This is a genomic window from Leptospiraceae bacterium (genome assembly GCA_024233835.1).
Lineage (GTDB): Bacteria > Spirochaetota > Leptospiria > Leptospirales > Leptospiraceae > JACKPC01.
On sequence record JACKPC010000005.1, the window covers coordinates 393,622 to 406,380 of the forward strand.

Below are 12,759 nucleotides of genomic sequence, written 5' to 3' on the forward strand. Positions count from 1 at the left end.
AAATCATTTCACGCTCAGGATTTGATTCCTTTTTTAGCCAGGGCATCAGCCTTATCATTCCATTTATTTCCGGAGTGGCTCTTCACCTTATGCCAGTGAATTTTGATATTTTTATCCTTAAAAAACTCTTTATATTTCTTGGTAAGATGAATATTGGCCTTCCACTCTCCCCTGGCCCACTTCGCAACTCCTTCATAATCGTAATAAAGGTTTATTTCCTCGATGCCCTGTGATAGACACCACTTAATCGCTTCTGTAGTCGCTTTTAACTCTCCACCCACCTGTCGCGATTCAATGACTTTCGGATTATCCATAGAACCACATATTTCATGTATCACAGATCCCGATTTCAAAACTACAGCTCCATAACCAACTCTCCCTTCAAAGAAAGAACCATCTACATATACATCAATGATTTGAGAGTTATTCATCTGAGGTTTTTGTTTTTCCGCCGGAGTAGGACTTTGTTCGAGAACCTGCCGTATTTTCTCAGCCAATTCTTTATTTTTTATCTCTTGATAATGGATAGTAAATGAATCTTTTTTAGGGCTGTAGTAAAGCAAAAGGGAAGCTTTTTCTGCTTCCCCCACTTCTATCTTTACACTAAATTCCCTGAAGCTCTCCTCCTGTATGCTGGCCGATATTCCATTTTTTAAGAGGGCTTCCATGAGCCTCAGAGCTCTATTTTCTATTTTTTTTCTATTCATTCTTCTTTGGATTCTGTTCTTTCTTTCCAACATGTTTTTTGGATTCGTTTACAGGTAAAGAAGATTCTTCCTTTTTTACATCAGGTGCAGGTGCTAGCGGCGTTACTTCCTGCTTTTGTATCTGTGGTATTTGAGCATTTCGCTTCTCTTCATCAAGAGCGGCAAGTTCCGTTAAGGGTAATTCCCCTTCTCCATGTAAAATCATTCTCCATTCTTTTCCCTTGATCATATAATAAAGAATCGGGAAAACAATAAGGGTTAATACGGATGAGATTCCAAGACCGAAAACTATCGCATAAGCAAGTCCTGCCCATACAGGGTCACTGGCAATCGTTAAGGAACCGAGCACTGTAGTAACAGTTGTCAGCATTACAGGTCGAAAACGAGTAACACCGGCTTCAATCAGGGCATCTTCCAAAGGCACTTTTTCGGATTTTAAAGAATTCAAATATTCCAATAGTATAATAGAGTTATTGACCGCAATACCTGCCAGTGCAATTACCCCGATCATCGATGTCGCAGTAAAGTAAATTCCGCTTACATAATAAAGGAACATGAAGCCCGGTAAAACTCCGATTAAACTTAAGGGAATAGTCGAAAGAATGATAAGCGGTTCCCGGAACGAGCTAAATTGTGCTACCAGAACAAAGTATACAAGGAATACAGCCACACCCATAGCAATACCCAGATCCCGAAATACTTCAAGAGTTAGTTCCCACTCTCCTCCGATAGTTATTTCTACCACTTTCCCTTTATCCGAAAGATATTTGGCTCCGAACAAAGAAGTTTCGAGAATCTTTCCGGTTCCTCCGGGTAGTTTATAATCCCAGAGAAAGGCAATTAAATCAATAGCTGCATAAGTAATGGAACGATTCGCCATATCACCGTAGACATACACCGTAGTCTGGTTATTTTCCCTGCGTAGCGGAATCTTAGTCGGTACATCTTTTATGCTTACTAATTCACTTAAAGGAACTTTTAGTCTGAGATCATTGTAAACATAAATTTTATCTAATGTGCTTTTATCTTCTCGGAATTTTCGAGACATCTGGAGTCGAATATATTCCTGCTCAATATTAGTATCTTCATGAAAAACCCCGATAACATCTCCATTATAAGCAGTACGTAGAGCATTTACAATATCAGCAGCACTGATACGGCTTTGAGAAGCTCTTCCCAGGTTAATCTCGACTGATACTGTAGTCCTATCTTCCGGAGTAGAAATATCCACATCTACGACTTCCTCAATTTTTTTAACTGAAGGATAGATATCTTTGGCAATATCTAATAACAATTTTTCATCATACCCCGTTACACGGAGTAAAAGTGTAGAAAGAACCGGTGGGCCGGGTGGGTCTTCGACGAGTTTCAGCTTAATACTTCCGTCTGCATTTAAAGTTTTAGCCAGATCATTTAATTTGTTTCGAAGCCCCATGACAAGCTGTTCGGAAACTACATTCCTGGTTTCCGGCTTGGTCAGACCGATGCGGATAGTAGCCTGATGACTTTCCATCCTTCCTTCAACACCCCGAAACAATCCATTAAAATCTAATATTGGAGGTCGCCCTACATAACTCTGCACCATAGTAACAAATTTTTCTTCGAGTAATTTTTTTTCAAATTCACTGGTAACTCTTAGGGTCTCTTCAAGGGGAGCACCGGCTTTAAGATCTATGTAGAGGTAAAATTGTTCTCTGTCCGCCTTAGGTAGCATACGAAATTTCACAAGAGTAACAGCCGGTAAAAGCATACTCAATACAAGAAGAATCCCTACAACTATAAGCCACATAGCTCTTTGTTTTTTGGAAGACATGATTCCATGAAGAATGCCTTTGTAAAAATCAAAGATTTTATTCCCTATCGAATTCAGGCTATTTAGAATTTTCGAAAAGATATTATCTTTTTTTTCTGTATCCTCTTCTACCTTTATAAAAACGAAAGCTAACCAGGGGTTAATCGTATAGGCAATAAACAGGGCTAAAATTAAAGCTGTCGGAACAAAAAAGGGAATCGGTCCCATATAGGGCCCCATCATCCCGGTCACATAGGCCATGGGAAGAAAAGCAAGCACGGTAGTTACAGTAGAAATAAAAAGTCCGATTCCCACTTCATTTACCGCGTCAATCACCGTATTCATTTTAAATACGAGTTTATGCTGTCCTTTTTTAGGTTTATCTAATTTAAGTTTTCTTACGATGTTTTCAATAACTACCGTTGCAGAGTCAACCAGAAGACCGAGAGACAAAATAAGAGCAAAAAGAGTAATACGGTTAACATTTTGACCGGCAAGATAACCCACACCAAAAACAGAGGCCAGGGTTAGCGGTATAGAAATACCCACTAAAAGGGCAGCTCGAAAGTCAAGAGAAACCAGCAGAATGGCCACAACAATCAAAACAGCCTGGATGAGGTTAATAATTAAACCATCGATTTCAGTTCTGGCAACCCTTCCTTCATTCACAATCGGTTCAACGATAATACCTTCCGGAATCATTCCCGGTGCTTTCAAAGCTTCTATAATACTGGAAGTTACAGACGAAATGTTCGCGGTTTTTTTCTTGGCCAGACTAATAAGAACCACACTTTTCTTCTGTTGCAGGTTGCCATCCTTTTTCCCTATGTGCCGAACATACTCCTCAACCTCACTGATTCCTTCCTTGACCTCAGCCACATCTTTTAAGCGAATAAGACCTGCATCTCCTACGATTAAAACAACATTTTCCAACTCTTTCGCATTTTTTATAATTCCATCCACTTCAAGAGGAACATAAGCCTGTTTAGTTTTAATCATACCGGAGGGCGCATAAATGTTCTGCCTGTGCAAAGCCATTTGGATTTCGTTTATCCCCACACCACTTCTGGCTAATTTAGTAGGATCAATGAGAACCGATAGCTCTCGTTTCCTTCCTCCTACTACATCTATGCTGCTGGTACCTTCTACCTGTATTAGTTTTTGTCTGAGTTGAAAGGCAAACTTTCTAAGCTCAACCTCTGTTTTAACATCCGACTGCACTGCCAGGGTCATAACCGGCACATCATCCGGATCCACAGAACGGATTAGCGGAGGTCTCGCTCCAATAGGAGTAAAGTTTAGCCTGCTGTTTATTCTATCAGTTAAAGTAATTTTAGCATTTTCTAAATTTTCGCCGACATAGAAATTGACGTTGACAATCGCTATTCCTCCATCATACGTCACTGAAAAAATATCTTCTACTTCAGGTATATCACGAATGATATTCTCCAGGGGTCGTGTCACCTGTTCGAGAACCTCCATTCTCGATGCACCCGGAAACTCTACCCGGATCTGGAAAGCTGGGGCGACAATCTTCGGATTATATTGCTTGGGTGTTAAAATAAAAGAAAAGATTCCCCAGATAAAGAGGGTTACCACGAGTAAAAGTGACAATCTTCCATTTTTGACAAAAATAGAAGTTAGTTTGCCGGTCCAATTCAGTTTCATGGGCATACCATACCCTGTAGGGTATATACGTCAAGAAGAAATTTTAAATACTTAGCCTTTTACACAGAGTATCTGTTTCAATTCATATACGATTTCGACCAGTCCTGATTGATTTTTCATTACTTCATCGATATTTTTGTAGGCAGAAGGAATTTCATCGATAACCCCACCATCCTTTCGACACTCTACTCCGAGAGTTTCTCTTTCCAGATCGGCCCTCGAAAACCTGCGCTTTGCTTCCCCCCGGCTCATCCTCCTTCCGGCACCATGAGAAGCACTCTGAAAAGAATCCGGGTTTCCGAGTCCCCTTACAATGAACGAACGGGCTCCCATAGAACCGGGAATGATCCCCATTTCTCCCGTACGGGCACTTATAGCTCCCTTTCTTGTGACAAGCAAATTTTCACCAAAATGTATTTCTTCACTGACATAGTTATGATGACAGTGTATTTCTTCTTCGACTTCCATCTGCGGGAATAAGCTTTTCATAATTTTCTTATATAAGAAAAGCATAGCTTTTCGGTTTAGAAGAGCATAGTCCTGTGCCCATTCGAGGTCTCTTCTATAGGCTCTCATCTCCTCCGTATTCTCTAAAAAAACAGCAAGGTCTTTATCGGGTAATGACTGGTTATGAGCTAACTTTTTTGCCCTGCCTATATGGATTTCCGCGAGACTCTTACCAATATTCCTCGAACCCGAATGTAGCATTAACCAGACAGTCTTTTCTGAATCAAGGCAGAGTTCGATAAAATGGTTTCCGCTTCCGAGAGTTCCGACTTGTTTCATCGCTTTTCCCTGTAATTCCTGCACCTTAGGATCCAGCTCTTTAAAAGCTCGAAAAAACTTTACAATTCTCTTATATTTGGAATCTCTTTTAAATACTTCATCAATAACCGGTGAATCATGTGCTTCGTGGCCGAGAGGAATCTTCGCTTCAATCCTCTGTCTGAGCTGAGATAAGGACTCAGGTAAATCAAAGGCCTTCAAATTGGTTTTGAGAGCTGCCATTCCACAGCCTATATCCACACCTACAGCAGCCGGGCTTATCGCATCTTTCATGGCAATTACAGAACCAACAGTTGCACCTTTTCCGTAATGCACATCGGGCATAACTGCCACATGATGAAAAACCCAGGGTAAAGCAGAAATATTTTTTAACTGCTGTAAAGCTTCTGACTCTACTTCTTCTGCTCTCGTCCAGAGTTTAATGGGAACATTCACACCTTTTACTTCAGAAATACACATAACATTTACCCATACTATTAGAGAATTTTAAATCATAATGGAAGCCTGTCAATCACAATTCTACTTACGATAAAAAAGCAATTTTTAAGTAATTACAATATCTCTTTTAACTTCTTTTTTAAGAAAACAGGAGAGATGTATTCTTGCTCCAGGCGATCTCTATTATCGAGGTAAGATAAATACTGCAAGATTTCTACTTCCTCAGTAGTTAAGTTTTTCGGAATATACTCTTTTTTTTGCCTGCTCTTATCTTCACTGTAATAATTCGGGAAACTATGAAAGGTTTCTGTATCCATACAAATAGACTCTATAGAAGGAATAGCTTCACGAAAAGCAGATAAAATAGAAAAGCCGGCTCTATCTATATCTCCCCAGTAATAGACTTTCAAATTTTGTAAAAATGTAAGGTTCCTAATACGTTTTGCATGTAAATACCCATTTCCAAAAATACAAATAGAAGCCGGGAAATCAGGAAAACTTAAGAAACTGGCAATGTTTTCTATAATGAATACTCTGGAAAAGTCAGGAGTATAATTTTCCAATTCTTCTATAGAAAAAGATCTATCCTGCAAGCTTTCACCAAATAATTTTCGTGCAATAATAGATTCTAATCTCCTTATACGAATAAGCGGATGCGGATTTAAAAAACCAAATCGAAGATAAAAATCCTCTTCTTCTATATGTCTATACTTTTCCAATATACAATCAAATAAGCTATAAAACAAAGCTTTTCTTGTTTCTATAAACTTTGTGTGAATATCAGGTATCTGCATTTCTCGAATATTCTTATTTCCTAAATTACTAACATTTTCTTTTACGAAAGAACAAATAGATAAAATTTCATCCCAATCCATTGAATGCTTCTTCAGCTCTTTCCAATGTTGCACAAGCCAGAATTGTAATTCAGGAAAGCTTGAACCTGTTTTTTGGATCAAGTTTATAAGCTGCGTATATTCATCCTGCTTTTCTATCAGTTTAAGCAAATCCTCTTTGGTATCGAAAAAAATTCCAACAGGCCTCTCCCAGATTCCTGAAGACTTGGATTTTTCACGCTTCCATTCAACCCGGTAACCAAAATCCTTTTCTTCCCCGGAATTTTCCCTGATTTCAAGAAGAATCTTCTCAACCTGAGCGAAATTTTCTTTCCGCTTTTTGGAGGTAATCGGACTAAAACGAAGCCGAAGCGGAAACAGGTTCTCTCCCGAAAAATAAGTCGGGAAAAGTTTTGTTTCATATAACCTTAGAGCTTTTTTCTGAATGTTGTTAAATGATAGATCCATAAAATAACGAGTAAGTAACCCGGCCCTGGAGAACCGGTTCGGAAAAAAAATACTTAAACTGATTTAGTTCTTTTCAATACTCTTATAATCTCTCCAGCTCTTCTGGAGGTAAACCTGTTTTCTTACTCACTTCGGCTATCGGTAGGCCGGCAGACAAAAGGGTTCCGGCCAGTTCCAGAATCAGACAATTCTTCTCCTTCAGAGCCTTATCCTTTTCTTCCAATACCTTTTTATTTTCTTCCAATACCTTTTTGTTTTCTTCCAATACCTTTTTGTTTTCTTCCAATATACCGCTGAGAAAAGCAATTGAATTGTCACGGTCTATTAGAGCTTTGATATATTCATCTTCCGCATACATCTTTTCTTCCATATCCGGGTTCTCAGATGCGGCTGCCTGCAAACGATGAATAACACGGTCAAAATGGCCAGGAAAAAATTTTCGGGTCAGGCGAAGCCGGTGTTCGTTCTCGTCTTCACGAGATGCCTGATCGAATATCCTGAGCAGGGTATAGAGCTTTTTCTTGTATTCATCATTTGCATAGTCTTCTTCTTTGATACTCTGCAAATTAGGAACCTGCACCACCCAGATATCATAGATCAGATTATCTATGAACTCATTCTGCCTCTGCAAATTTTTGTTCTTGAACACTCCTACCTTATCATGCTTCGTACGGATTAAGAGATCGTTTATTTCGTTTTCAATCCGAAAGTTCAATATAAAGATAGGAACAAGACGAATGGGGCTTTCGATTTCCCTTATCGCCTGGGTTCCCGGATCTACGATTTCCTGCTTTTGTTTCTTCTGGAAGTTTTTACTGATGTAACGCTTAAAACGAAAAATCTCATTGGGCTTACTCGCTTTCTGCAATTCTATCATAACAAGTTCTTCCTTGCCGTTCGGAAGCTCAATTTTCGCAGAAAAGTCGAGATGAAAAAGTCGTATGTCATCGTTGGTTTTCGGGTCTTTTAAAGGAATAGCCGAACCCTCTTTTTTCTCGGTCTTCGACTGGGTTTCGGGCTTTATACTGATGATTTTCTCGTTTATGAGAGTGGAAAGAATGATTTTCGCACTTTCCTCGTCCTCCATGAGGTAGCGAAATACTACGTCGTAGATGGGGTTGGGAATTATAATGTATTCATCATCAGCGGCCATTTTTCTCTCCGGAGACTATACTTAAGCACAAAAGACCGTCTGTCAAGAGAAAATATATGCCCAACAACCCGGCCTATTTCCGACCCTGGAGAGCCGGTCGGCTGTCTTCCTACGGGAGGAAGTTTAGAATCCTATTTTAAGAGAGTTCTAAATGTAGATAAGACTTGCCATCCATATCTCTCCAGCCTGTTTTAGAAAGTTCTAAAGCTTTCTTCTTAAGCCATGTTTCTGCTGTTCCGGTAGCGATAAGATAATCATGGTCGTTAAAACAAATTAAAAATTCTAATTTTTCATTTGTTAGGTAGAAATCATCAATATATGATTCTTCTAAAAATCTAACAATAGATTGCTCTTCAGGAAATATATAAATATTCGGATCATCTGATTTTTCAAAAAAATGATAGTTTCTTTTCCTTCTAAGAAATCATCCAACCATGCCCAGGCTTTAGAATCACGCACAGAAAAGATTTCATCAATATTTTTAAAATGTTCCCACAAATATCGATGCTTATTTCCTTCAAAGTAAGAATTTATAATCTTTTCTCTGAAAAAGATAGATTGAAGCTGTGTCATATCCTCCATTCGATAACCGGTGGATTTTAATGCATCAACTAGTATTTCCTTCATTGAATTAATCATTTACTTCTCTAAAAAAAGGAACACAATCTAAGAATATATGACCCCTTTGTTTACTACCTTTTTCCCTTTTGTTTTATAGCCTATGTGAAAAACATCCGGGCCATTATATTTATGGGGAGCATCAATACTTACTTCTGTCCCAAAAGGACCTTTCCACTCTACAACAAATGTCTTCCCATTAATATCTTTCGCCCATTCTTTTGCCTGAAAAGACTCAACAGGCACACCTGTTTTTTTCAAATGCCAGCTTTAAAGCTTCTACAAATGGAACATCGGTTCCACGCAGGATTATAGAAATCTTTTTATATTCAGATTTACTTTTATTTGAATGCCTGTATGTCTTTATAGTTAAGTAAGTAGATGCTAATATTCAGTAAGACATAAAGTCCTAATAGGATAAAGGTATATTGGATAGTTTTTTTAGCAAAGTCTTCTTTTTGGATTATTATATTTTAGCTATTTTATTTATATAGCTTAGGTTAGAATTCACTTCCATATCTATACTTAACTCTAATGCTTCAAAGGTATATTTCCCAATCCCCTTTCCTTTTCCTTTTCCTTCAAAAAGACGATTAATAGTTTTATTTCTAATAAATCCATTATTGGAATAAAGATTCGTAGACTGGAATATATTCATTTCCCGGTAAGATAAGAATGAATTGAGCTTAAATATTTTAAGTATTTCCATGTAATCAGATACAAGGTCAATCGAATTAAATACCAATATCCTTGTTATTTTTTTGCTTTTTGAATAATTTATTATATTTTGAATTGATGATAGTGTATGTATTATCTTAAAATGATACATACCATTGATCAATGAGTGCAAACGCTCAAATCGGCATTTATACTTGTTATGAAAATTGTCTGTTATGTCTTCTGGATAAATGCAGGGATACGTATTTATAAAATTTTTTGCAATTTTTATATGATAAGTATAAAATCGTTTTGTTGGAGAATTGATAGCATTTATCTCATCCTCCTTGATAGATGCACAATAGGAATCTATGTCTAAGTCCCGGTTTAATTCCTGCAAGAAAATTACAATTTTTCCTTCTATTTCTGAAAGTAGTTCCATTCGTCACTTCTTGAATATTGAAATAATCATATGTATTATAGACTTTGAAAATACAGATTTATCTTTATACTCCTGGAATTCATTTTTAACCTCTTTAAATCCATTAGAAGCTATATTAATATCATCAGGACTTTGTGATTTATCAACTCTCCATGTCTCTCCTAAACCAACTCCTTTATACACTTCCAAATGAACACTGGAATAATTAATGTTTTCTGAATCTTTCACTTTTCTGTCTAAAGTATCTGTCATTTCTTTATTTGTTTTAGAAAACCTTCTCCTAACTTTTTTATAGATTTCCTCTTCCTTTGCTTTATCCGTCAGATAATCATCTCTATTAAACAGTTCCACAGAATTCTCCTTCAATGCTTAATATATGATTTCAGATTTACTTCTTTTCAAAAAAATGTCCAGCTTTTTTTATTTATTTTATTTTCCTTTCTTTCCCGGTCTAATCCCGGCCAATTTGACCGGCCCTGAAGGACCGGTCTGAGGTCGGTCTGATGGCTTATCCATTATCCTTTGAAAACTGTCCTTCTCTCCACTTGCCTTGAAAGATTAACTTCCCTGTCTTATCTTTCAATATTCCCTCCCCGTGACGCTTGCCATCTTTCCATTCCCCGATATACTTGCTGCCGTCATCGTAAATGTAGATTCCTTCTCCTTCGTAGATAGTCCCGTTTTTATAGATTCCCTTCATTTCCCTGCCTCCGGGCAGGGTAACAATTCCCTCACCCTCCGGTTCTCCGTTTTTCCACATACCTGTGTAGCGGGTTTGGTCATTCCAGGTGTAGATGCCCTTTCCCCATTTCTTATCTTTATGAAAGAAGCCGCTGTAGGTTTCCCCGCCGGGGTAGCTGTAGGTGCCGAAGCCCTGCTTTTTTCCTTTGTGCCAGCTACCTTCGTAGCGATTGCCCTTAGCATCGGCAAACGTACCAAATCCGTGCTGTAGCCCGTCTTTGAATTCACCTGTATAGCGAAGTCCTTTCGTGAATTCTAAAATTCCCCTGCCGTTCTTGCAGTCACCCTGCACGCAGTTCCCTTTCGGGTTTTGCAATACTACCGCAAGGATAAATATGGCTCCCGACAGAAGGGATAATATAAGAATTATCTTATGGAAACGTTTTTTCATGTTTTATATTTTCCCCGAGCCGGATAAATTTTCACACTGCCTTTGACCGATGGTTTAAACCACCGGTCAGGAGAACAGTCCATTACCTAAAAATAATCTCCCCATTCCCAGAAGAAAAATATCTTACGGAGGATATTACGGTTTTGGATTTCTTCCTCTCTATCTTTCACTTTTTTTTCTTCCTGTATAAACCAGCAATAATTTTCGGCCATAACAGAATTAACCAAACTGCAATTTTACCCAATTTTCATTGTAATTAAAGCGTTTTTTGTTACTACATTACCTGCTATTTTTCCTTTATTACCAAGCCTGCGAAGTATCAAAGCTTCTCCTAATTGTGCGAGATAAATATCAAACACCTACACCAATATCCTCCTAGGACAGTGCATTCAGCTTCAACCCTATCTGGAAAAAATCTGACATATAAGTTCCCGCCTTGCAATAACCCATTAACATACCCTTTACTAAAAATGTGGTCGTTATTGTTTGCAATATAGTATCCAGTTACATCCATTGCGAATACAATACCACCTGTAATGTGGTGATTTTGTGGGGGATAGTATATGTTGTCTGGAAGGCCCTCAGCCCAACTCCATAACTCACTTGATTTCCCGGCTTCAAAGGCATGAGTATGTCCAGAATCAGCCTTCCCGTTGATAGCATTTTGCAAACTCACATCAGCCTGGCTGCGAGCCTGGGCTTCTGAGGTGATGGCATTTTGTAAACTCGTATCAGCCTGGCTGCGAGTCTGTGCTTCGGAGGTGATTGCATTTTGCAGGTTTGTATCGGCCTGGCTACGTGTTTGTGCTTCGGAGGTAATTGCATTTTGCAGGCTATTCTGTGCATTGGTTCTGGCAGTTTCTTCCGCTTCCAGTTGGGCATCAATACGATTCAAAACAGCTACTAAATCCAATGCCTCTTTGGGAATTGCCGATTGAATACGGCTTCGGATGAGTTGTAAATCTCCCAGTCTATTTTTGAATTTTCTGGCATCCGTTATAGTGCAATTACTACCCAATCGGCTGATTCCGGCTATGGCTATATCGCCTGTAGACAAACTATCTGTGAATAAAAGTTCATAGGAGTTTTCCCGTCGTTTCACTGCATACCCACTGGAATCTACTTTCGATGGGTCAACCACTTCATTGAATTTATGCCGTAAAACTAAAATAGTATCTGTATTTTCCGGAGCATTCAGTTGTATTTCCGGACTCTCAATTCGCTGGCCATATTCATTGTAGGCAAGAATTCCAGTGATCTGAATAAAACCACTAAACTCGTCTAATATGGAAACTTCCCCTCCATACACAATTCCGTGAGCGAAATTTTCAGTATCTCGATTTCTTATTTCCTCGGAAATCGAATTTTGCTCATACTGGTAATCTTCCTGATAAACTCTTTTTCCGTTAGCCGGCCAAATAACTCCCTTTAACATATCAAACCTCTAATAAACTCTATAATATTGTTTTTCTCCAAACGGGCCCGCATCCAGTCTGGGTTCATAAATATCTGTCGGTTCTTCTGATACCTCCCAGACCTCCGGATAATTTCCCCCTATAGTAATTGTGTCAATCGCACGCTTTAAGAGTTCACGTTTAACCGTAGTTGTCTTTGGAATATATATTCTATACGCATGATGTGCATAGTCCCGTGTGGCAATAGTTGAACCCATAATCCAGTTATCATAATTGTTATAAACCTCTAAAACCTCTACCTCCTCACTGCCACATTCCAGAATACTAATGCAGATAGAGCGAACATTGGCAATCGTTCCAGGCTTTCGTCTGTATGATAATGTAAATCGAATCCTGTCTTTATAGGCTGTATCTGATTCCTCTACTAAGCGAGAAATTCTATAGCGAGCTCCCCACAAATCCAGTCCCCTGCCGGAGGATGTATCAAAAAACAGGTTGGATAATAACCAGCTAATTTTCTCATTTCGGCTTTTGATAACTTCTAAAAACGCGGATAAAGCTCTATACCATATCCCGTCTTGTCCGGTTTCCCGGATGCGTTTTCTCTGATTTAACCATACTAAAGAATCAAAATCAAATAATTGCATATT

General features: G+C 38.6%; 12 protein-coding genes. All 12 read right to left on the reverse strand.

The window, feature by feature from the left end; genetic code table 11:
* Positions 1 to 14: 14 nt before the first annotated feature.
* The 12 genes from H7A25_22055 to H7A25_22110 all read right to left on the reverse strand — a co-directional run bounded on the left by H7A25_22055 (position 15) and on the right by H7A25_22110 (position 12,756).
* Positions 15 to 707, reverse strand: coding sequence for a hypothetical protein (locus tag H7A25_22055; protein MCP5502598.1), 693 nt, complete (start codon positions 705 to 707; stop codon positions 15 to 17).
* Positions 700 to 4,167 (reverse strand): efflux RND transporter permease subunit, encoded by a 3,468-nt coding sequence (locus H7A25_22060; GenBank protein MCP5502599.1) that lies wholly within the window; start codon positions 4,165 to 4,167, stop codon positions 700 to 702. Before H7A25_22060 ends, H7A25_22055 begins: the two co-directional genes overlap by 8 nt.
* A 51-nt stretch (positions 4,168 to 4,218) precedes the next feature.
* The gene (locus H7A25_22065; protein ID MCP5502600.1) at positions 4,219 to 5,412 is read right to left on the reverse strand and encodes an RtcB family protein; all 1,194 of its coding nucleotides are present in this window, start codon (positions 5,410 to 5,412) and stop codon (positions 4,219 to 4,221) included.
* A 92-nt stretch (positions 5,413 to 5,504) separates the two neighbouring features.
* Entirely contained in the window at positions 5,505 to 6,692 is a 1,188-nt protein-coding gene (locus H7A25_22070; protein ID MCP5502601.1) for a hypothetical protein, read from the reverse strand.
* 82 nt (positions 6,693 to 6,774) lie between these two features.
* Positions 6,775 to 7,845 carry a hypothetical protein gene (locus H7A25_22075; GenBank protein ID MCP5502602.1) on the reverse strand — a complete coding sequence of 357 codons (1,071 nt, stop codon included), beginning with the start codon at positions 7,843 to 7,845 and terminating at the stop codon, positions 6,775 to 6,777.
* 327 nt (positions 7,846 to 8,172) lie between these two features.
* Positions 8,173 to 8,472, reverse strand: a complete 300-nt coding sequence (locus H7A25_22080; protein ID MCP5502603.1) for a hypothetical protein — start codon at positions 8,470 to 8,472, stop codon at positions 8,173 to 8,175.
* Between the two features lie 39 nt (positions 8,473 to 8,511).
* Positions 8,512 to 8,709 (reverse strand): hypothetical protein, encoded by a 198-nt coding sequence (locus tag H7A25_22085; protein ID MCP5502604.1) that lies wholly within the window; start codon positions 8,707 to 8,709, stop codon positions 8,512 to 8,514.
* A gap of 220 nt (positions 8,710 to 8,929) precedes the next feature.
* Complete coding sequence (locus H7A25_22090; protein ID MCP5502605.1) at positions 8,930 to 9,562, reverse strand: hypothetical protein; 633 nt, start codon at positions 9,560 to 9,562, stop codon at positions 8,930 to 8,932.
* 3 nt (positions 9,563 to 9,565) lie between these two features.
* Positions 9,566 to 9,913 (reverse strand): hypothetical protein, encoded by a 348-nt coding sequence (locus H7A25_22095; protein MCP5502606.1) that lies wholly within the window; start codon positions 9,911 to 9,913, stop codon positions 9,566 to 9,568.
* 157 nt (positions 9,914 to 10,070) lie between these two features.
* The gene (locus H7A25_22100) at positions 10,071 to 10,694 is read right to left on the reverse strand and encodes a membrane-binding protein (protein ID MCP5502607.1); all 624 of its coding nucleotides are present in this window, start codon (positions 10,692 to 10,694) and stop codon (positions 10,071 to 10,073) included.
* A 331-nt stretch (positions 10,695 to 11,025) separates the two neighbouring features.
* Positions 11,026 to 12,129 carry a hypothetical protein gene (locus H7A25_22105; GenBank protein ID MCP5502608.1) on the reverse strand — a complete coding sequence of 368 codons (1,104 nt, stop codon included), beginning with the start codon at positions 12,127 to 12,129 and terminating at the stop codon, positions 11,026 to 11,028.
* Positions 12,130 to 12,138: 9 nt separating this feature from the next.
* Entirely contained in the window at positions 12,139 to 12,756 is a 618-nt protein-coding gene (locus tag H7A25_22110) for a hypothetical protein (protein ID MCP5502609.1), read from the reverse strand.
* Positions 12,757 to 12,759: the final 3 nt, after the last annotated feature.

Coding starts and splice junctions, on each gene's coding strand:
- H7A25_22055 (MCP5502598.1), bottom strand. CDS start 707: ATGAATAGAAAAAAAATAGAAAATAGAGCTCTGAGGCTCATGGAAGCC.
- H7A25_22060 (MCP5502599.1), bottom strand. CDS start 4,167: ATGAAACTGAATTGGACCGGCAAACTAACTTCTATTTTTGTCAAAAAT.
- H7A25_22065 (MCP5502600.1), bottom strand. CDS start 5,412: ATGTGTATTTCTGAAGTAAAAGGTGTGAATGTTCCCATTAAACTCTGG.
- H7A25_22070 (MCP5502601.1), bottom strand. CDS start 6,692: ATGGATCTATCATTTAACAACATTCAGAAAAAAGCTCTAAGGTTATAT.
- H7A25_22075 (MCP5502602.1), bottom strand. CDS start 7,845: ATGGCCGCTGATGATGAATACATTATAATTCCCAACCCCATCTACGAC.
- H7A25_22080 (MCP5502603.1), bottom strand. CDS start 8,472: ATGAAGGAAATACTAGTTGATGCATTAAAATCCACCGGTTATCGAATG.
- H7A25_22090 (MCP5502605.1), bottom strand. CDS start 9,562: ATGGAACTACTTTCAGAAATAGAAGGAAAAATTGTAATTTTCTTGCAG.
- H7A25_22100 (MCP5502607.1), bottom strand. CDS start 10,694: ATGAAAAAACGTTTCCATAAGATAATTCTTATATTATCCCTTCTGTCG.
- H7A25_22105 (MCP5502608.1), bottom strand. CDS start 12,129: ATGTTAAAGGGAGTTATTTGGCCGGCTAACGGAAAAAGAGTTTATCAG.
- H7A25_22110 (MCP5502609.1), bottom strand. CDS start 12,756: ATGCAATTATTTGATTTTGATTCTTTAGTATGGTTAAATCAGAGAAAA.